Below are 18,316 nucleotides of genomic sequence, written 5' to 3' on the forward strand. Positions count from 1 at the left end.
TGCCGCAGGATGATCGGACCAGGCGAATCTTCAGCTGAAATCTTGCTCGCGAGGCCGGGCGTGCAGCGCATACCCACCAACAAGCTCGAACTGTTTCAATCGCGCGGCTTTGTCAGCCCGGAACTGTGCGCCAGGCTCATCGCGCTTATCGAGCAGGACCGCCGACCATCCACTCTCGCCGACGCGGGCGACGACCACTATTTTCGCACCAGCGAAACCTGCGACCTTGATGCCGACGAACCAGCGGTGCGCGAGATGGAATCCCTCTTCGCCGCACTCGGCGGCATTGATCCTGCCCACGGCGAACCGTTGCAAGGCCAACGCTACGATCTGGGGCAGGAATTCAAACCGCACTGCGACTATTTCAACCGCAGCGGTCAGGATTGGGAAAGATACTGCTCCGTCGCAGGACAGCGCACCTGGACCTTCATGGTTTACTTGAACGAGGTCGAGGCTGGCGGCGCGACCCGCTTCAAGGCGATCTCGAAAAGCTTTCACCCGGAAACCGGCAAACTTCTCTGCTGGAACAACTGGCGCGCGGACGGAAGCGAGAACCCGAATACGATCCATCACGGCATGAAAGTGCGCAAAGGCGTGAAATATGTCATAACCAAATGGTACCGCGAACAACCATGGGGTTGGTGATGACCGATTATTCCGATCTATCAGACCGTCTGCGCACACGCCTGAACGACCTTCTCGAACGGGCAGAAATCATCGAAGATGATCTGCGTCACCCGCTCGAGGCCGATTCGAGCGAACAGGCGGTTGATCTGGCCGATGACGAGGCATTAGAAGGTGTCGACGAAATCCTGCGCGCAGAAATTGTTCAGATCCGGTATGCGCTGCAGAGGATCGAGAACGGAACTTACGGTGTATGCAGCAGTTGCGGCAAGGAAATCGCCCGGGCGCGATTGGAGGCCCGACCTATCGCAACGCGCTGCATCGATTGCGCTGACTGATGTTCCCGCCTAACTGAAATTCTGAGGACGCAAACGTAAAAGGGCGGCCCTTCAGGACCGCCCTTTTTAAATGTGCTTGATGCAGCAAGCTTACTTCTTGAGGCTGATGCCACCGAAGCGCTTGTTGAAGGCTGCGACGCGGCCGCCTTCCTGAAGCTGCTGCTTGCCGCCGGTCCATGCCGGGTGGCTGGTCGGGTCGATTTCCAGTGTCAGCGTATCGCCTTCGCTGCCCCAGGTGGAGCGCGTCTGGAATTCGGTACCATCGGTCATTTTGACCGTGATTGTGTGATAATCGGGGTGACCTTCGGCCTTCATGATAAACGTCCTTTTAGCATCGGAGCGGTTCCGACCGGTCCAGCTGTTTGTGGAGAAGGCGCGCGGTTAGCGCCGCGCGCAGTATTTTGCAAGCCTATTCCGGGGCGTCAGCGATCATCGCGGTGAATTGCACTTCGCAGGTGACCTTGCCTTCCACGCTCGCCTTGCCGGCGAACTTGCAGACGCGCGATCGCTTCTGGACAAACTCAGCCTCAAGATCGAGCAGCACGCCTGGTGTCACCGGGGCGCGGAACTTGGCGTTCTCGATCGCCATGAAGTAGACCAGCTTGCCAGAGCCTGCCAGGCCAAGGCTCTCAACCGCCAGAACGCCGGCGGCCTGAGCCAGTGCTTCGATCTGGAGGACGCCGGGCATAATCGGCGAACCGGGAAAATGTCCCTGGAAAAAGTCTTCGTTGAAGCTGACTGCCTTCACCGCATGGATACGCTCGTCGATGACGAGCTCCTTCACGCGGTCGACCAGAAGCAGGGGGTAGCGGTGCGGTAGGCGCTTCAGCACCTCGACGACGTCGAATCCGGTCTCGCTCATGCCCCTGCTCCCTGTATCGATTAACGGCCGTTGGAAGCCGGCTGCTGCTGCTGCTGAGCGGCCTGCTGCTGACGAGCGGCTGCAACCATCAGGATCTGCTGGATCTGCTGGTAAGCATTAACCGTCTGCTGGCTCGGCTGCCATTCCTGCGGGGGAGTGATCTGAACCGAAGGCACACGGGCGTTAAGCGCGTTGACGACCTTCTGGGTCACATTGGCGGCGGGGACCGAGTACTGGACCGCATCGGGCGAAAGCACGATCTGGAGGTTATCCTGCTGGACAACCGTTTCCAGTGCGGCGCCGTACTGCATGAGGATTTGCTCGACAGCATAGATGCGCGCCAGGTCAACCTGGTTCGAGAGCTGCGCCGTTTCGCGTTCCAGCGTCTGGATCTGCTGAGCCTGCGGCGCATTCTGCGCTGCCTGCTGCTCAGCCTGATCGAGCTGTCCATCGCTATTGGTGTCGAGCTGCACAAGCAGGGCCTGCGCCTGCTGCTGCTTCTGCTGGATCTGCTGGATCTGCGAAGCATAGGTCGTGGAAATCTGCTGGTAGGCAGTTGCGCGCGCGTTGGTCGCAGCGATCGCAGCCGGCGCACTCACGACGCCCATGTTGCCGCTAACCTGTGCGGCGGCAGGTGCGGCGGCCATGGCAACAGTGGCGAGGCTCGCAGCGGCGAGTGTCTTGGAAATCAGTTTCATTAGAATTGCGTTCCTACATTGAAGGAAATGGTTTTGGTATCGTCACCCGGCTGTTTCTTAATCGTCTGTGATAGATCGATCCTGAACGGTCCGAAGGGTGAGTTCCAGTTCACACCCAGACCCGCGGTGATGCGCGGACTGATGCTGTCGCCAAACAGGACTTCACGATAGAAACCGTTCGCATCCAGGTCGGCTTCGTTGGCGTTTCCATCCGCGTCGAACTGGTCGAAAGTCCGTCCGATTTGCGGATTTCCGTCCGCATCCACAATTGGGTCGCCAGTTTCCAGATCGTAGAGCGGTCCGAGATAGATCAAACGACCACCCGAACTGGCTTGGAAGCTGTTCGGGAAATTGTCCAGCTGCGGCGTGTCGATCGCAAAGAGCGAACCGACATCGACCCACAGCGAAGGCCGGATGCCCATTTCACGAACGCCGGATCCGAGCGGAATTTCGAGCTCTGCACGAGCGAGATAATAGGCACGACCGCCAAGCGCATCATCGAACTGGCGATTGTCGTTCTGGCGGAACTGGTCGATCGTCTCCAAGATCCGCGGCGTCGTCGGATCGGCATCATCATCGAGATATTGCAGACGCACCACTCGCGGACCTACGCCGCGAATGTCGAACCCGCGGAACTGTGGCTCACCAAGGAAGAACCGGTCGGTCAGGCGCACATCGTCGAAACCGGGGTTCGGATTGTTGCTGAGCGCGTGAATCCAGCCGCCTTCAGCATTTAGCGAGAAGATCAGCCCGCTGCCGAGGTTGAAGAATTTGCCCATGCGCGAACGCATCCGCAAGTATTTCACATTGCCGCCGAGGCCGGCAAATTCGCCAGTCACGCTGATCGTTTCGCCGCGTGTCGGCCGGATACCGCTATCGAGCGAATTGTAATTCAGCGTTGCGCCCAGGATCGACGCCGTGCGCTGGCCAACCGCTTCACAGATGAAGCGTGACTGCAGACACTCTTCGATTCCGTCGCCATTGGTGTCTTCGAAGAACGCATCGCCAATGGATACGTCTTCGTACTGGAGAGTGTAGCTACCGACGAGGGACATATACTCGGACAGCGGCACACCGGCCCGGACCGAGAAGCCGGTGGTAGCCTGTTTGTAGCGATTGAAGTCCGTCGCGAAAAAGTCGTTGTCATATTCGCGGTGGTAAATGTCTGCACCGAGCGAGATATTCCGGTCGAACACATAAGGTTCGGAGAAGCTGACATTCGCCGATTTGGAAAAACGCGAATAGTTGAGGCTCAGCCCGACCGTCTGGCCGCGGCCGCGGAAGTTCCGCTGGCGAATTGAGCCGGCAAGAATAAAGCTCTGAATGGAGGAGAAGCCCGCCGACAGCTGCAATTCGCCGGTCGGCTGTTCTTCGATGTTCGCCTCGAGGATAACGCGGTCAGGGGCACTGCCCTCGACCTGCGTAATTTCGAAGTTCTCCTGGAAGTAACCCAGCGACCTGATGCGCGCTTCCGAACGATTGATAGCGAGCGTGTTGAACGCATCGCCTTCGGCGACACGGAACTCGCGACGGACAACCTTGTCCTGCGTCAGCGTATTGCCGTTCACGTCAATCCGCTCAACGTAAACACGCGGCGCTTCGCGAATGACGAAATTGACGTCCATCGTCAGGGTTTCAGGGTTGCGCACGAACTGCGGTGCCACATCGGCGAAAGCATATCCGAAGGTACCGGCAAGGTCGGTCATCTGCTCGACCGTGCTCTCCACGCGCTCGGCATCGTACCATTCGCCGGTCTGCATGGGCAGCCGCGCAGTCATCGATTCGCTGTCGAAATCACGCAGCTGGCTCTCGACGCTAACGTCGCCGAATTTGTAACGTTCGCCTTCTTCCACCACGTACGTGATGATGAAGTCTTCCTTGTCCGGCGTAAGTTCAGCCACGGCGGAGACGACACGGAAGTCGGCATAGCCCTGCGTCAGGTAGAATGTCCGCAGCTGCTGCTGGTCGAACGCAAGGCGATCGGGATCGTAGCTCGTGTTGGAGCTGAAGAACGTCCACAGACGCGATTGCTTGGTGACCATTTCACCGCGCAGGTCGCTGTCCGAGAACGCTTCGTTGCCGATGATGTTGATCTGGCGGATCTTCGACTTGGGACCTTCTTCGATCTCGTAGACGATATCCACACGGTTCTGGCTCAGCTGGACCAGCTGCGGCTCGACCGTGGCGGCAAAACGGCCCTGGCGCTTATAGAGCTCAAGAATCCGCGAAACGTCGGCGCGCACTTTCGAACGCGTGAAAATCTGGCGCGGAGCAAGGCGGATTTCAGGAAGGATCTTGTCGTTCTTGATCCGCTCGTTGCCCTCGAGGATGATGCGGTTGATGACCGGGTTTTCGACCACGGTTATGACCACATTGCCATTGTTGTTCGTCACGCTGACGTTGGAGAACAACTCGGTCGCGTAGAGATCCTTGAGCACCTCGTCGCCAGCGGCCTGGGTGTAGGGCTGTCCGGTGCGCAGGCGAATGTAGGACAAGATGGTCTGCGGCTCGAGACGCTGGGCACCGGCAACTGCGATAGTGCGCACCGTGTCCTGCTGCATGACAGAGGCCTGGGCCTCTGCTTCAGGAGCTTCCTGCGCCTGCGGAGCGGTAGCATCCGTATCCTGGGCAAAGGCTATGGTCGGCAGACTTGCCAGCACGGTGCCGGCCAACAGTCCGGCGACGAACCGCGCACCATGGGGTTTCGTCTCGCTCGCGGCGTTCGCAAATCCAGTCATCGACAAGGGAATTCCCGTCCTCAAATATACAAAAAGACGCCTTGCGGAACGTCTGGAGGCCCCCTGCCCCATGCGCGCCGCGCGATCAAGCCGTGTGACGCCGCAGACGCGCCATCACAAGACCCTGTCCCCGCCTAATCCCCGAAGAACGGGAGTTTGGCGATATCTATGAAGGTGACGAAAACCATCAGCGCGAGCACAACCGCTACACCGGCCCGATAGGCCACCTCCGTACTACGGGGGCCCAGCGGTTTCCGGCGGACTGCTTCAGCCGCGTAGAATGCCAGGTGCCCGCCGTCGAGAGCCGGGATTGGCAGGAGGTTGATGAATGCCAAGTTAAGCGAGATCAGTGCAGCCAGATTGAAGAAGGCCAGGGCCCCAAGGCTGAGTTGCTCACCGGCAAATTTGCCGATGGTCACCGGTCCGCCGAGCTCCTTGACGGAGCGATCGCCCACGACAATTTGCTTAATGCCCGTCACCATCATGTCGAGCAATTTGCCCGTCTGGATGACGGACAGCTTGCTCGCCTCCACGATGCCGACCGGTTCGGTCGTGATTTCCGACGAATAAATGCCGATCCGCCCGATGCGCGATACATTGCCGAAGCGGTCTTCCTCGCGGATGTCCGCTATGGTCACCGGAATTTCGACTGTTTCGTTGCCGCGCTCCACGCGCATGTCCACGGCCTTGCCGGGATGCATCATCACCTGGTCGCGAATATCTTCGAAACTTGCGACCGTCTGGCCGTCGATCGAGATCAACCGGTCGCCGATCTTCATCCCGGCATCGCGGGCGACGGAATCTTCTGCGAACCTCGTTACGACATTCACCTGCGACGGATCGACCGTCACCGGCTTGCCGAACATCATGAAGAAGGACACGAGGATCGCCAGAGTGACCAGCACGTTCGTTGCAGGTCCTGCAAAAACGATCAGTGCGCGCTTCCACAGCGCGGCGTGATGGAAACTGCCATCACGTTCTTCTGCACTGGCGCGCTCGATCTCGTCAGGATTGGGAATGCTGGCGGGGTTCATATCGCCCTTGAACTGAACGTATCCGCCCAGTGGCAATGCACTCAACTTCCAACGGGTGCCTTGCCTGTCGGTAAAGCCGGCGATTTCCTTGCCGAAACCGACCGAAAACGCTTCCGCCTTCACTCCAAACCAGCGGCCCACCAGATAGTGGCCCAGTTCGTGCAGCGTTACCAGCGGCCCCAGCAACAGCGGGAAGCCGATGATATACATCCAGAAAGGTATCGATCCGTCCAAGTCAGCAAGTCTCCAGCATGGCGTTTGCGCGCCTACGTGCGTCCTCATCAACGCGCAGGACCTCTTCGAGGGTCCGCGGCGGCGACGGAAGTTCAGCTTCTGAAAGGACGCTTTCCACCATTAGGGCAATGCGGCTGAACGGGATGTTGCCTGCAAGGAATGCGGCCACTGCCACCTCGTTCGCGGCATTGAGCGTTCCCGGAGCCGCTCCGCCCGCTTCTGCCGCTTCACGGGCCAGCCGGGTTGCTGGGAAGCGTTCTTCGTCGGGCGCCTGGAAGGTCAATTCACCAATCGATGCGAGGTCGAGCGGCTCCATCGGAGTGTCCATGCGCGCCGGATAGGCGAGACATGACGCAATCGGAACTCGCATGTCCGACGGACCAAGCTGAGCCAGGGTCGAGCCGTCGCGGTATTCGACCAGGGAATGGATGACACTCTGCGGGTGGACCACGATACGGATGCGGTCGAGGCCGACCGGGAAAAGATGATGCGCCTCGATCAGCTCGAGGCCCTTGTTAAACATGGTCGCGCTGTCGACGCTAATTTTTGCGCCCATGTCCCAGTTGGGATGGGCAATCGCCTGGGCAGGCGTGGCCGCATCGAGCTGCTGCTTGCTCCAGGTGCGCAGCGGACCGCCGCTGGCGGTCAGCGTGATGGAGCGCACTTCTGCCAGCTTGCCGCCCTGCAAGCACTGGAAGATCGCGTTGTGCTCGCTGTCGACCGGCAGCAGCGTGGCGCCATGTTTGGCCACGGCTGCGGTCATTACTTCCCCGGCGGAGACCAGTGCTTCCTTGTTGGCGAGCGCCACAGTAGTGCCCTGTTCGATCGCTGCCATGACCGGGCCGAGGCCTGCACAGCCGACAATGGCCGCCATCACGATATCGACCGGACGCGAGGCCGCTTCACACAGCGCCGACTTCCCGGCAGAAACCTCGACGCCCGATCCGGCCAAGGCGTCTTTCAGCGCACCGAGGTGTGCCTCATCTGCAATAACTGCGGCACTGGCCCCGAATTCACGGCAAAGCTTTGCCAATTCTTCTACATTGGAATGCGCTGTCAGCGCTTCGACACGCCATTCGCCGCGATTGCGGCGGATCAGATCAAGCGTGGATGCGCCTACCGATCCGGTTGCGCCGAGGATTGAAATCGAGCGCGTCATGCAGGGGCGCCCAGGACAGCGCCGGCAATCAGGACCACTGGGATCATACCGTCAATCCGGTCGAAAAGGCCGCCGTGGCCCGGAATAAGCTTCGAGCTGTCTTTCACGCCCGCTTTGCGCTTGAGCCAGCTTTCAAGAAAATCACCCGCTTGGGCGGCCACTGCAAGAACGACGCCCATCAGTGCGATGGTCCCGATCTCGCTGATATCGAACCCCATGGTCGACGGGCCGCTAATCTGGCGCGCCGCAAAGAAGATGAATGCCGCGATCCAGAGGCTGGCACCGACGATACCGCCAAGCAGCCCTGCCCACGTTTTCGATGGGCTGATTCTCGGCGCGATCTTGGGTCCGCCGATGGTCCGACCGAAGAAATACGCGAATGTATCGACCGCGATTACGGTGCCGATGATGCCGACGACCATCGGGACCGGGAACCGGGCCAATATCAGCCCCGCAAGCCCGATATAAACCACTCCGGCCAGTATCCCTGCCAGCCGGTAGGAGACGTTCTGCGTCGCCTTCACCACCAGCAGGATGAACTCCACCAGCGTCCCCAGCACGACCGCGGCGATCAACCAGTCGAGCCACGGATCGCCAGCCACCAGCGCCGCAGCCGCAATCGCGATCATCACGATGGCCGATACGATCCTGACCGGCAGGTCGGCATTTTTCTTCACGGTTGGCTCACCGTCCGCCAAATCGTCTCTCCCGTCCCGCAAACTGGTCGAGCGCGTCCATCAGCATCTCGGGCGTGAAGTCGGGCCACAACACGTCGGTAAACAGCATTTCCGCATATGCCGCCTGCCACAAGAGGAAATTCGACAGCCGCACCTCTCCGCTGGTGCGGATAAGCAGGTCGAGCGGGGGAAGATCGGCGGTGTAGAGATTGGCTGCGATGCTCTCTTCGCTGATCTCTCCGCCTTGCGCGGCTGCACGCGCGGCGTGCACCAGTTCGGCTTGCGCGCCGTAATTCAGCGCCACGGCCAGAGTGCGTGAGCCGCTTGCCGTCTTGGCCAGCGCATCTTCGAGCATTTCGACGATATCCGGCGCAAGCGATTGCCAATCGCCGATAATGTGCAGGCGAACGTCATTGGCGATGAATTCTGGCAAGTCCGATTTGATGAACTTGCGCATGAGGTTCATCAGGTCATCGACCTCTTCTTCAGGCCGTTTCCAGTTCTCGCTGCTGAACGCATAGAGCGTCAGGCACTCGATCTCGGTGTCCTTGAGGCTGCGCACCAGCTCGCGCACGGCCTCGACGCCTTTGCGGTGCCCCATGACGCGCGGCAGGTGCTTGCGCTTTGCCCAGCGGCCATTGCCGTCCATGATAATGGCGACATGGCGGGCAATCCTGTCAGGCGAAGTAGCCATGATAATCGTGACGCTGAAGCAAGCCCCCGGTGAGGGCTTACTGCGTCATGATTTCCTGTACTTTTTTGGCCACCACTTCATCGGTATCGGAAACGTGCTTGTCGGTCAGCTTCTGGACTTCGTCCTCGGAGCGCTTGCGATCGTCTTCCGAAATTTCCTTTTTCTTCTCGTCTTCCTTCAGCGCTTCCATGCCGTCGCGGCGCACGTTGCGGATCGCGATCTTCGCCTTCTCGCCATATTCCCCGGCCAGCTTGGCAAGGTCCTTGCGGCGATCTTCGGTAAGGTCGGGCATCGGCAGGCGCACGGTCTGGCCGTCGGTCATCGGATTAAGGCCGAGATTGGCCTTGGAAATGCCCTTCTCGACCGCACTGACATTGGCCTTGTCCCAGACCTGGACGCTGAGCATCCGCGGTTCCGGAGCGGAAACGGTTGCCACCTGGCTTAGCGGCATCATCGAGCCGTAGACTTCGCACACGACGGGATCGAGCAGGCTGGTATTTGCCCGGCCTGTGCGCAGACCCGAAAGGTCGCCCTTCAGACTTTCGACCGCGCCGTGCATGCGGCGTTCGATATCGGCTTTGTCATATTTGGCCATGTCAGGCTTCCTCGTCTTGTGTCGTTCGTTCTTATTTGGTGTGATCGGTTACGACAGTCTGCACGCCGTCGCCCGAAAGCACCGTCGCCAGATTGCCCTTCTCGCGGATGGAGAAGACCACGATCGGGATGTCATTGTCACGACATAATGCCACCGCGCTGGCATCCATCACCTTGAGATTGTCTGCAAGCACCTTGCCGTAACTTACGGTTTCGTATCGCTTGGCATCGGTGTTCTTCTTGGGATCGCTGTCATAAATTCCGTCCACGCTGGTGCCCTTGAGCAAGGCATCGCAGTTCATTTCGGCCGCGCGCAGTGCAGCGCCGCTGTCGGTCGTGAAATAAGGCGCGCCGACGCCAGCCGCGAAAATAACGATGCGTCCCTTTTCAAGGTGGCGTTCTGCGCGGCGGCGGATGACCGGCTCGCACACCTGGTCCATCTGGACCGCGCTCTGCACGCGTGTTTCTACGCCGATCTGTTCCAGCGCGCTCTGCATCGCCAGCGCGTTCATCACCGTGGCCAGCATTCCCATGTAATCGGCCTGCGCACGGTCCATCCCTTGCGCCGCCCCGGCCATGCCGCGGAAGATATTGCCGCCGCCAATGACGAGGCAGATTTCGAGGCCCGTTTCCTTGGCCGCTTTCACTTCCTTGGCCAGCTCCAGCACGAAGGCCGGATCAATCCCGAACTGCTGGTCCCCCATCAATACCTCGCCCGACAGCTTCAGGAGGACGCGGTTCATCTTGGGAAGGGGCATGCGGGCAGAATCCGTGTAGCGGCTTGGGATGCGGTTCCTTAGCCATGAAGGGTCCGAGGCGCAAAGGGAAAGGCCCGCGAACATCCCTCGTAAACTGAAGGGCGGCCATCAAAGCATCGCACATCCCTTCAACCAGGGGCTTTTGGGATGAGAAGCGGATCATCCCGCGAGCTGCACGACTATTCCCCTGTCCGCGCTTCTGTGCGAGACCTCGAGAAGGGGGGATAAATTATGCAACGATCTTTCGGGTTTTGGACCGCCATTTCGATGGTTGTCGGATCTATGATTGGAGGCAGCATTTTTGTCCTCCCCAGTTCACTCGCGCAATTCGGATGGACTTCCACAGTGGGCTGGCTAGCTGCGGGGATCGGTGTGCTGGCAATCGCCCGCGTGATCACGGACCTGACTGTTAGAAACCCCGAAGAGCCAAGCGTTTTGACAATTTGCGGCGATGTTCTGGGCCTGCTCCCAGGACGGATCATCGCCTGGAGTTACTGGCTCCTGCTGGTCGGTGCAGGCGCTGTGTTGTCCATGGTCGCCGCCGACTATCTATCGTTTCTCTTTCCTATGTTGGCAGAGACAAACGGGATGCGCTCCTTCGCAGCGTTCTTCATCCTGTCGGCCATTGCCATGTTGAACCTTGGAGGAGTGAAAGGCGCGGGAGTGTTCCAAGTCGCTACCACCGTATTGAAGCTGCTGCCGCTAGTGTTTGTGATCGGCATCGCCGCGTTTATTCTCTTTTCTGCCCCGTCGACTTTCACCCAGTCGCAATCCGAACCTTTCAACTTGGGGCTCTTGACCCCGACAGTGGGCGTGCTGTGTTTCGCATTGTTGGGTTTTGAAAGTGCGAGCCTGATTGCGCAAAGGGTGAAGGACCCCGAACGCAATGTCGTTCGCGCAACCCTGCTCGGGTTGGTGCTCGTCCTCGTCATCTATTTCCTGGTCAGCACAACAATCGTGCTGGCCACCCCCGCCGATGTCTTGAGAAATGCGCCCGCCCCTCTTGCCATGTTCACATCGACATTTGCCGGTTCGTGGGCCGGCTCTGCGGTAGCCCTGTTTGCAGCCATTTCCGCAATCGGATGCCTGAATGCGGTCGTGCTGTTGCTTGGCGAAGTGCCTTTCGGGATGGTCCGCGACGGTCAGTTGCCAGAGTGGATTGCACCGGGAAGCGAGCGCGGCATCGGGCAGCGACCGCTCTTGACCGGTACCGGGCTTGCAGCGGCCTTAGTGTTGGTTAGTTCAAATTCGGTTGGAGAACAGGTTCTGGATTTCCTGCTCCGCCTCACTACTGCGTCATCCATCTTCTTTTACGCTGGCATCTGCCTGACCGCGATCAAGGTCGGGGTGCAGCGACCACTCGCGATCTTCGGTGTGGGGTTCTGTGCCTGGATTCTTTACGGCACGGGCACCGAAGCGAGCCTTTTGGGCATTTCGCTTATGCTGGTCGGGATGATTATGAGTTTCCTGATCGGTGGCCGCACAAAACCGAGAGGGACGGCTCCGGCATAGTAGGCCATCGTTTACTTTCGCAAACTGATACGCGGCATTGTGGAAATCTCGAAAAGCAACCACCTGACGTGATCCACCCGGGCACCCTCCCCAAACAAAAACGGCCGCCGAACAGATGTCCGGCGGCCGCAAGAATTTGAAAGGCGTAAGCCTTAGCCAGCGACGGCAGCAGCTACTTCTGCAGCGAAGTCGCTTTCTTCCTTCTCGATGCCTTCGCCGAGCTGGAAGCGGACATAATCCACCAGTTCAACCTTGGCGCCGATGTCCTTGGCAGCCGCTTCAACGACCTGTGCAATCGGGGTCTTGTTGTCGATGACATAGACCTGGCTGAGCAGCGCGTTTTCCTTGGCGTATTTATTGACTGCGCCTTCGACCATCTTTTCCTGGACGTTTTCGGGCTTGCCGCTTTCGGCAGCCTTTTCCTTGGCGATCGCGCGCTCACGCTCGATCACGTCGGCGTCGAGGCCGTCTGCAGTCAGTGCCTGCGGGAAAGCTGCGGCGATGTGCATGCCAAGCTTCTTGCCGAGTTCGGCCAGCTTGTCCTGGTCACCTTCGCTTTCAAGAGCGACGAGAACGCCGATCTTGCCGAGGTCGGGTGCAACAGCGTTGTGCATGTAGGGGACGATCACGCCATTGGTGACCGAAACGGTCTTGATGCGGCGGATCTGCTGGTTTTCACCGATGGTTGCGACATTGTCGGTCAGCTTGTCGGCGACAGTGCCGCCGTCGGGATAAGCTGCGGCCTTGACGGCGTCGACATCATCACCAGCAACACCGAGCGCGACCTGAGTGGTCTTGCGCACAAAATCCTGGAACTGATCGTTCTTGGCAACGAAGTCGGTTTCCGAGTTCACTTCGACGGCCACACCCTTGGTGCCTTCGACAGCGATACCCACGAGACCTTCGGCCGCGGTACGGCTCGACTTCTTCTGTGCGGTGGCGAGGCCCTTGGCGCGCAGCGCGTCGACTGCGGCTTCGATGTTGCCATCAGCAGCTTCAAGAGCCTTCTTGGCGTCCATCATGCCCGCGCCGGTTTTCTCGCGCAGGGCTTTCACGTCAGCGGCAGTGAATGCAGCCATGATATTTTCCTTCTTGGTATTTGAATGCGGGGCACCGGGCCTACTGGATCAGTGGCCCGGCGCATACGTCGCTTGTATGGCGGGAACATGACGCCCCCGCCGCACAAAAATGGCTTTAAGCCGCGGCTTCTTCCGGCGGATTTTCCATCGCGCCAACGTCGGCGCCCGAATCTGTCACGCCTTCGCCCTTGCCCGAACGGGCTGCGTCGCTCACGGCGTCGCAATAAAGCTTGATGGCGCGAGCAGCGTCGTCGTTGCCCGGGATCGGGAACGCGATACCGTGTGGATCGACATTGGTGTCGAGGATGGCAACGACCGGGATACCGAGAACGTTGGCTTCCTTGATGGCCAGGTCTTCCTTGTTGGCGTCGACAACGAACATGATGTCCGGAATGCCGCCCATGTTGCGGATGCCGCCAAGTGAAAGTTCCAGCTTGTCGCGTTCACGCGTCAGCTGAAGGATTTCCTTCTTGGTCAGGCCCGACATTTCGCCCGAAAGCTGCTCATCAAGGGTCTTGAGACGCTTGATCGACTTCGAGATCGTCGCCCAGTTGGTGAGCATGCCGCCCAGCCAGCGGTGGTTGACGAAGTGCTGGCCAGAAGCGAGCGCTGCTTCGCGGATCGGATCCTGCGCCTGGCGCTTGGTGCCGACGAACAACACTTTGCCGCCCGAGCGAGCAGTCTGGCTGATGAAGTCGAGAGCGCGCGCGAAGAGCGGCACGGACTGCGACAGGTCGATGATGTGGATGCCGTTGCGCGCGCCGAAGATATACGGCTTCATGCGCGGGTTCCAGCGGTGGGTCTGGTGGCCGAAGTGTGCTCCGGCCTCAATCAGTTGCTGCATGGTGACGGTAGGGGCCGCCATGGTCATTTCCTTTCCGGTTGTACCTCTGGAAGACTGGAACCCGTGGTGCGGTATGTCCCGCGCCGGGCACCGGTATGAGCGCCTTCCATGTGGATTTGCTCGCCCGTTATAGCGGCTCGAATTAGCCGAATCTCAAGCGAACAACGGGCCTTTAACGGGCTTTTCCAGCGAAAGCCAGACTCGATTCGTCGCAAAAAAGGAGAATCCTGACGCTAAAAGCGCTTGACAGGCCGGAACAAAAAGGGAACATTGTTCCCATCGCCGGAACCATCGGCGGTGAATAGGGGTTTTCCCCTAGAATTACCCGGACTGTCAACAGGTTTATCGACAGGGTACGGGCAGGAGATATTCGGATGTTCGCACTGTTCCTGACTGCCGTTTTCGCCCTCGCCGCCACTGCGGCGCTGATTGTGCTTGCCGATGGCGGATTGCGCTGGCTGTCCGCTTTCGGCCAGCTGCGTCAGCGTCTGAAGCTCCCTGTAGAAGCGCAGGCCGGAAAAATTGGAATGCGCCCGGCAATCGTGCACGGCGGCTTTACCCGGCCCTGTCACACTCGCTGCGCTACTCGGCAGCAGGTGCAGCGCGCCGCCTGATCTTGGCGTACCGCATTGCGGTAAACGGGAGCAGAGCTAGATAGCCTACCCCTATCGCGCTTAGTGTCCACCACGGTTCGACCAGCAGCGCCGCAAACAGCAGCCCGATAAACGCCAACAGCCACAGCCTGATTCCGCGGCGCGGGCGCAAAGATGCCCAGCTCGGCGTCGCCATACTGGAAATCATCAGCACTGCCACTGCGAGCAGCCATGGCCCGACCAAGATTGGCTCCCGGAAAACATCGAGACCGGTGGCCGACCAAATGAAAAAGGGCAGAAACGCAAGTCCCGCTCCCATGGGTGCCGGAACACCTGTCAGGAAACCCAAGGATTTGTGCGGCTGTTCCTGCAGGTCGATCTGGGCGTTAAAACGCGCTAATCTCAGGGCACAGCAGATCGCCAATGCCAATGCAGCGAACCAGCCCAGCCGGGGGTCTTCCGATAGCGACCAGAGGTAGATGATGATCGCCGGGGCAGTCCCGAAGCTGAGCGAATCAGCGAGACTGTCAAGTTCGGCACCGAAACGAGACTGGGCATTGAGGGCACGCGCAACGCGGCCATCCATCCCGTCGAGTATCCCCGCCACTATGATCGCGACGGCAGCGGCCGCCCATTGTTCGGAAATCGCGAAACGGATGCCCGTCAGGCCGGAACACAGTGCTGCCGCCGTTATGGCGTTGGGCGCCATTGCGCGAAGTGAAAGCCCGCGCGACTTGCCAATTACAGGTGGCTCATCCTCGGCCGCCTTTGGGCCAAGCCGGGCTCGTTCTTCGTATTTGCGGTGCGGATCGGCTTCATCGGGCAGGCTCATTGCGACACTCCTTCAAGCAGTGGCTGTGTGCCAAGCTCTGCAATAATCGTTTCGCCGGCTACGACCTTCTGTCCCAGCACGACTTTTGAGCCAGTATTCTTGGGCAGGTAGACATCGACCCTGCTGCCAAAACGTATCAGTCCCACTCTTTGCCCAACGCCCAGCGTATCGCCTGGTTTCACAAAGGGCACGATCCGCCGCGCGATAAGTCCGGCGATCTGGGTAAACCCGACGCAAAGTCCATCTGACCGCTGAATAAGGATGTGTTGGCGTTCGTTCTCGTCGCTCGCTTTGTCGAGTTCGGCGTTGAGGAATTGACCTGGCACATAGACCAGCCGCTGGACCATTCCTGCGATCGGGGTGCGGTTGATGTGCACATCGGTGACCGACATGAAAATCGACACGCGAACAACCGGTTCGTCGGTCAGGCAAGCCGAGCCGGTGCCATCGTCGGCGATCAATTCGCGCGGCGGCGCGACTTCGGCAATCTGGACGATCCGCCCGTCCGCAGGGGAAACAATTGCGTTCTCATCTTGCGGCACGACACGTTCGGGATCGCGGAAAAATGCCAGGATACCCAGCGAAAGGAACGCCATGGGCCAGGCCAGCGTCTCCCACGCGAAAAACGCGAAGAGTAGCGATATCCCAAGGGCAGCTATGCCGAATTTCCGCCCCTCGGGATGGATTGCTGGCAGGCCCCACTGTGCCTCGCCGCGTCCCTGACTGTCGAGTAAATCACCTGCCATAGCCGTGGCCTAGGCGCTGGAAGCGCGCCTCACAAGCCGTCTAACCCGCCTTGCGCACGAAAACAGTCCCAGCCGAATACCCTGCGCCGAAGCTGCAAATCAGCCCTGTATCGCCCTTTTCCAAGTCCTGGTTGTGCAGATGGAATGCGATGATTGATCCGGCACTGGATGTGTTGCCATAGGTATCGAGCACGGTGGGACTTTCATCCTCGTTCGCTTCATGTCCCAATACCTTGTGTGCGATCAGGCGGTTCATTCCGGTATTCGCCTGATGCAACCACATCCGGCGCAAGCTTGCAGGATCGAGATCGAGCCGCTCCGCCTCGTCAGTGATCATTTTAGCGACCATCGGGACGACTTCCTTGAAAACCTTGCGGCCTTCCTGGACGAACAGCTTGTCCGGCCCGCCCGCGTTTTCGGGATAAGCGCGATTGAGGAATCCGAAATTGTTTCGAATGTTGTTGGAAAAGACAGTCTTCAATTTCGTACCGAGAATATCCCAGTGCGCTTCGGGAGCGATGGCCGCATCCTCGACCAGCACAGCCGTAGCAACATCGCCGAAGATGAAATGGCTGTCGCGGTCGCGCCAATTGAGGTGGCCGCTGGTGATTTCAGGGCTCACGACCAGCACGCTTTTGGCGTTGCCGGCGCGAATATAGTCGGCTGCAGTCTGGATGCCGAAGGTCGCCGAAGAACAAGCAACGTTCATGTCAAACCCGAAGCCTTCGATGCCCAGCGCCTGCTGTATCTCGATCGCCATCGCCGGATATGGCCGCTCCATATTGGAAGCAGCGCACAGTACAGCATCGACATCTTCGGGGTTGCGCCCTGCCCGCTCCAACGCTTCACGCGCGGCAATCACACCGATCTCCGCGAGGATGGAAATTTCGTCATTGGAGCGCTGGGGCCACCGCGGTTCCATGATGTCGGGATCGAGCAGCGATTCTTTCGACATGACGTGCCGCGCCTTGATACCGCTCGCTTTCTCGATGAATTCGACCGAGCTTTCGGTGAGAGGCTCCACTTCGCCCGCAGCGATTGCGTCTGCATTCGCTTCGTTGTGGCGGCGCACGTATTCATTGAAGCTGGCGACGAGCTCTTCGTTGGAGATGCTCTGTGCGGGGGTAAACAGGCCGGTCGATGAGATGACGGGCCGACCGGTCAATTGGGGGGTCTGGGTCATAGAGGCGTGCCTAGTCGCGCGCCGTTCGGCTCGCAAGAGAGTTGCTGCGTGATTTTGCGCCTGCAAAGTGAGCCGGTGGTGGACAGGGCTGGATTCGAACCAGCGTACGCTTGCGCGGGCAGATTTACAGTCTGCTGCCTTTAACCACTCGGCCACCTGTCCACACTGGCTCGCCTGTTCTCCGGGGGAGAAACACGTCGGGAACCCCATGGGGCCCTCGCCGAGAGGCGCCCCTTTGGCGAAGCGGCGCTTGCCTGTCAATGCCCTCACTGGCAGGAGCGCAGCCCAATACCAGATACAGGATGGAAAAGATGGCAAAGGGCGAACGTAAACGTGCATTGAGAGGCCGGGCCGGCCGCATGAAGGGCGGGCGCGGCAGCGGCCGAGCCAGCACGGGTCAGGTGCGTCTTTGGGGCCGCCACGCGGTGGAAGCCGCGCTGAAGAACCCGGACCGCGTCCACCGCAAGCTTTCGGCAACCCGCGAGGCCATCGAATCGCTTGATGGCGAATTGCCCGCCGATTTCCCGATCGAATATGCCGACGTGCAGGATCTTGCGCGCATGGTCGCGAAGGACGCTCCGCATCAAGGCCTCGTGCTGGAGTGCGCAGCACTGGAGGACAAGTTTCTCGATGAAGTCCTGGATGGTGACCCGGCACGGCCGATTGTCGTACTCGACCAGGTAACCGATCCGCATAATGTCGGCGCGATCATGCGCTCGGCAGTCGCTTTCGGTGCTGCTGCGATCGTCACGCAGGATCGCAACTCTCCCCCGGAAGGCGGCGTCATCGGCAAGGCTGCATCGGGAGCGCTTGAGCGCCTCCCCTGGATACGCGTGGTCAATCTGGCCCGCGCGCTCGAGGAGATAGCAGAAGCCGGTTACTGGCGCATCGGGTTGACGGGCCATACCGAAACCACGCTCGCCGAGGCGCTGCCAGCAGGACCTATCGCGCTTGTCCTTGGCGCCGAGGGTGAGGGAATGCGCCATAATATCGAGGGCCACTGCGATGCGCTGGCGAAGCTGCCGATTTCATCCGAGATCGAAAGCCTTAATGTTTCCAACGCGGCCGCTGTGGCGCTCTACGCAGCAGCGACGCGCAAATAATTTTTTCGAAGGGG

The 18,316-nt window shown here is 59.6% G+C and carries 20 protein-coding genes and 1 tRNA gene; 5 read left to right on the plus strand and 16 right to left on the minus strand.

From position 1 onward, the window contains the following. Positions 1 to 9: 9 nt before the first annotated feature. Together K3166_RS08000 and K3166_RS08005 are read left to right on the plus strand one after the other, a co-directional pair. Positions 10 to 645 carry a prolyl hydroxylase family protein gene (locus K3166_RS08000; protein WP_221421759.1) on the plus strand — a complete coding sequence of 212 codons (636 nt, stop codon included), beginning with the start codon at positions 10 to 12 and terminating at the stop codon, positions 643 to 645. Then, positions 645 to 962: a TraR/DksA family transcriptional regulator gene (locus K3166_RS08005; protein WP_221421760.1), complete on the plus strand. Its 318-nt coding sequence runs from the start codon at positions 645 to 647 to the stop codon at positions 960 to 962. The genes K3166_RS08000 and K3166_RS08005 overlap by 1 nt, the downstream gene beginning before the upstream one ends. Before the next feature lie 90 nt (positions 963 to 1,052). Here K3166_RS08005 and rpmE read toward each other — a convergent pair whose 3' ends face one another. From rpmE to pyrH, 10 genes are all read right to left on the minus strand, one after another. Beyond that, positions 1,053 to 1,277: a 50S ribosomal protein L31 gene (gene rpmE / locus K3166_RS08010; protein WP_221421761.1), complete on the minus strand. Its 225-nt coding sequence runs from the start codon at positions 1,275 to 1,277 to the stop codon at positions 1,053 to 1,055. A 94-nt stretch (positions 1,278 to 1,371) separates the two neighbouring features. Then, positions 1,372 to 1,824 carry a 3-hydroxyacyl-ACP dehydratase FabZ gene (gene fabZ, locus K3166_RS08015; protein ID WP_221421762.1) on the minus strand — a complete coding sequence of 151 codons (453 nt, stop codon included), beginning with the start codon at positions 1,822 to 1,824 and terminating at the stop codon, positions 1,372 to 1,374. 20 nt (positions 1,825 to 1,844) lie between these two features. Continuing rightward, positions 1,845 to 2,522, minus strand: coding sequence for an OmpH family outer membrane protein (locus K3166_RS08020; RefSeq protein ID WP_221421763.1), 678 nt, complete (start codon positions 2,520 to 2,522; stop codon positions 1,845 to 1,847). Next, on the minus strand, positions 2,522 to 5,260 hold the full coding sequence (gene bamA, locus K3166_RS08025; RefSeq protein ID WP_221421764.1) for an outer membrane protein assembly factor BamA: 2,739 nt from the start codon (positions 5,258 to 5,260) through the stop codon (positions 2,522 to 2,524). Before bamA ends, K3166_RS08020 begins: the two co-directional genes overlap by 1 nt. Before the next feature lie 134 nt (positions 5,261 to 5,394). Next, positions 5,395 to 6,504 carry an RIP metalloprotease RseP gene (gene rseP / locus K3166_RS08030; protein ID WP_221424019.1) on the minus strand — a complete coding sequence of 370 codons (1,110 nt, stop codon included), beginning with the start codon at positions 6,502 to 6,504 and terminating at the stop codon, positions 5,395 to 5,397. Positions 6,505 to 6,529: 25 nt separating this feature from the next. Beyond that, positions 6,530 to 7,687: a 1-deoxy-D-xylulose-5-phosphate reductoisomerase gene (gene dxr / locus K3166_RS08035; protein ID WP_221421765.1), complete on the minus strand. Its 1,158-nt coding sequence runs from the start codon at positions 7,685 to 7,687 to the stop codon at positions 6,530 to 6,532. Then, positions 7,684 to 8,364 (minus strand): phosphatidate cytidylyltransferase, encoded by a 681-nt coding sequence (locus tag K3166_RS08040; protein ID WP_247714575.1) that lies wholly within the window; start codon positions 8,362 to 8,364, stop codon positions 7,684 to 7,686. The genes dxr and K3166_RS08040 overlap by 4 nt, the downstream gene beginning before the upstream one ends. 7 nt (positions 8,365 to 8,371) lie before the next feature. Next, positions 8,372 to 9,058, minus strand: a complete 687-nt coding sequence (uppS, locus tag K3166_RS08045; RefSeq protein ID WP_221421766.1) for a polyprenyl diphosphate synthase — start codon at positions 9,056 to 9,058, stop codon at positions 8,372 to 8,374. 37 nt (positions 9,059 to 9,095) lie between these two features. Beyond that, positions 9,096 to 9,653, minus strand: coding sequence for a ribosome recycling factor (gene frr, locus K3166_RS08050; RefSeq protein WP_221421767.1), 558 nt, complete (start codon positions 9,651 to 9,653; stop codon positions 9,096 to 9,098). 31 nt (positions 9,654 to 9,684) lie between these two features. Continuing rightward, on the minus strand, positions 9,685 to 10,410 hold the full coding sequence (pyrH, locus tag K3166_RS08055; protein WP_221421768.1) for a UMP kinase: 726 nt from the start codon (positions 10,408 to 10,410) through the stop codon (positions 9,685 to 9,687). 231 nt (positions 10,411 to 10,641) lie between these two features. Here pyrH and K3166_RS08060 point away from each other — a divergent pair, with 231 nt between their 5' ends. Beyond that, positions 10,642 to 11,922 carry an APC family permease gene (locus tag K3166_RS08060; protein ID WP_282098794.1) on the plus strand — a complete coding sequence of 427 codons (1,281 nt, stop codon included), beginning with the start codon at positions 10,642 to 10,644 and terminating at the stop codon, positions 11,920 to 11,922. Between the two features lie 152 nt (positions 11,923 to 12,074). On the opposite strand, the gene tsf is transcribed toward K3166_RS08060, so the two are convergent. Beyond that, the gene (tsf, locus tag K3166_RS08065) at positions 12,075 to 13,001 is read right to left on the minus strand and encodes a translation elongation factor Ts (protein ID WP_221421770.1); all 927 of its coding nucleotides are present in this window, start codon (positions 12,999 to 13,001) and stop codon (positions 12,075 to 12,077) included. Between the two features lie 115 nt (positions 13,002 to 13,116). Then, positions 13,117 to 13,866, minus strand: coding sequence for a 30S ribosomal protein S2 (gene rpsB / locus K3166_RS08070; protein WP_221421771.1), 750 nt, complete (start codon positions 13,864 to 13,866; stop codon positions 13,117 to 13,119). A 353-nt stretch (positions 13,867 to 14,219) separates the two neighbouring features. Between rpsB and K3166_RS08075 the strand changes: the two genes are divergently transcribed. Then, on the plus strand, positions 14,220 to 14,459 hold the full coding sequence (locus K3166_RS08075) for a hypothetical protein (protein WP_221421772.1): 240 nt from the start codon (positions 14,220 to 14,222) through the stop codon (positions 14,457 to 14,459). Here the strand turns inward: K3166_RS08075 and K3166_RS08080 are convergent. The 4 genes from K3166_RS08080 to K3166_RS08095 form a co-directional block, all read right to left on the minus strand. Beyond that, a complete protein-coding gene (locus tag K3166_RS08080; RefSeq protein WP_221421773.1) occupies positions 14,428 to 15,270 on the minus strand; it encodes a CDP-alcohol phosphatidyltransferase family protein in 843 nt (280 codons plus the stop codon). The genes K3166_RS08075 and K3166_RS08080 overlap by 32 nt on opposite strands. After that, positions 15,267 to 16,016: a phosphatidylserine decarboxylase gene (locus tag K3166_RS08085; protein WP_221421774.1), complete on the minus strand. Its 750-nt coding sequence runs from the start codon at positions 16,014 to 16,016 to the stop codon at positions 15,267 to 15,269. The genes K3166_RS08080 and K3166_RS08085 overlap by 4 nt, the downstream gene beginning before the upstream one ends. 40 nt (positions 16,017 to 16,056) lie before the next feature. Then, on the minus strand, positions 16,057 to 17,199 hold the full coding sequence (locus K3166_RS08090) for a beta-ketoacyl-ACP synthase III (protein ID WP_221421775.1): 1,143 nt from the start codon (positions 17,197 to 17,199) through the stop codon (positions 16,057 to 16,059). A gap of 76 nt (positions 17,200 to 17,275) precedes the next feature. Next, positions 17,276 to 17,361 (minus strand) — tRNA-Tyr (locus K3166_RS08095). Between the two features lie 149 nt (positions 17,362 to 17,510). Here K3166_RS08095 and rlmB point away from each other — a divergent pair. Then, the gene (gene rlmB / locus K3166_RS08100) at positions 17,511 to 18,302 is read left to right on the plus strand and encodes a 23S rRNA (guanosine(2251)-2'-O)-methyltransferase RlmB (protein ID WP_221421776.1); all 792 of its coding nucleotides are present in this window, start codon (positions 17,511 to 17,513) and stop codon (positions 18,300 to 18,302) included. Positions 18,303 to 18,316: the final 14 nt, after the last annotated feature.

Origin of the sequence: Qipengyuania psychrotolerans (assembly GCF_019711355.1) — a bacterium.
In the GTDB taxonomy this organism is placed as follows: domain Bacteria; phylum Pseudomonadota; class Alphaproteobacteria; order Sphingomonadales; family Sphingomonadaceae; genus Qipengyuania; species Qipengyuania psychrotolerans.

What these genes read in the sequence shown, in the direction of transcription:
- K3166_RS08000 (WP_221421759.1), top strand. Translation starts at nt 10, where the DNA reads ATGATCGGACCAGGCGAATCTTCAGCTGAAATCTTGCTCGCGAGGCCG.
- K3166_RS08005 (WP_221421760.1), top strand. Translation starts at nt 645, where the DNA reads ATGACCGATTATTCCGATCTATCAGACCGTCTGCGCACACGCCTGAAC.
- rpmE (WP_221421761.1), bottom strand. Translation starts at nt 1,277, where the DNA reads ATGAAGGCCGAAGGTCACCCCGATTATCACACAATCACGGTCAAAATG.
- fabZ (WP_221421762.1), bottom strand. Translation starts at nt 1,824, where the DNA reads ATGAGCGAGACCGGATTCGACGTCGTCGAGGTGCTGAAGCGCCTACCG.
- K3166_RS08020 (WP_221421763.1), bottom strand. Translation starts at nt 2,522, where the DNA reads ATGAAACTGATTTCCAAGACACTCGCCGCTGCGAGCCTCGCCACTGTT.
- bamA (WP_221421764.1), bottom strand. Translation starts at nt 5,260, where the DNA reads ATGACTGGATTTGCGAACGCCGCGAGCGAGACGAAACCCCATGGTGCG.
- rseP (WP_221424019.1), bottom strand. Translation starts at nt 6,504, where the DNA reads ATGTATATCATCGGCTTCCCGCTGTTGCTGGGGCCGCTGGTAACGCTG.
- dxr (WP_221421765.1), bottom strand. Translation starts at nt 7,687, where the DNA reads ATGACGCGCTCGATTTCAATCCTCGGCGCAACCGGATCGGTAGGCGCA.
- uppS (WP_221421766.1), bottom strand. Translation starts at nt 9,058, where the DNA reads ATGGCTACTTCGCCTGACAGGATTGCCCGCCATGTCGCCATTATCATG.
- frr (WP_221421767.1), bottom strand. Translation starts at nt 9,653, where the DNA reads ATGGCCAAATATGACAAAGCCGATATCGAACGCCGCATGCACGGCGCG.
- pyrH (WP_221421768.1), bottom strand. Translation starts at nt 10,410, where the DNA reads ATGCCCCTTCCCAAGATGAACCGCGTCCTCCTGAAGCTGTCGGGCGAG.
- K3166_RS08060 (WP_282098794.1), top strand. Translation starts at nt 10,642, where the DNA reads ATGCAACGATCTTTCGGGTTTTGGACCGCCATTTCGATGGTTGTCGGA.
- tsf (WP_221421770.1), bottom strand. Translation starts at nt 13,001, where the DNA reads ATGGCTGCATTCACTGCCGCTGACGTGAAAGCCCTGCGCGAGAAAACC.
- rpsB (WP_221421771.1), bottom strand. Translation starts at nt 13,866, where the DNA reads ATGGCGGCCCCTACCGTCACCATGCAGCAACTGATTGAGGCCGGAGCA.
- K3166_RS08075 (WP_221421772.1), top strand. Translation starts at nt 14,220, where the DNA reads ATGTTCGCACTGTTCCTGACTGCCGTTTTCGCCCTCGCCGCCACTGCG.
- K3166_RS08080 (WP_221421773.1), bottom strand. Translation starts at nt 15,270, where the DNA reads ATGAGCCTGCCCGATGAAGCCGATCCGCACCGCAAATACGAAGAACGA.
- K3166_RS08085 (WP_221421774.1), bottom strand. Translation starts at nt 16,016, where the DNA reads ATGGCAGGTGATTTACTCGACAGTCAGGGACGCGGCGAGGCACAGTGG.
- K3166_RS08090 (WP_221421775.1), bottom strand. Translation starts at nt 17,199, where the DNA reads ATGACCCAGACCCCCCAATTGACCGGTCGGCCCGTCATCTCATCGACC.
- rlmB (WP_221421776.1), top strand. Translation starts at nt 17,511, where the DNA reads ATGGCAAAGGGCGAACGTAAACGTGCATTGAGAGGCCGGGCCGGCCGC.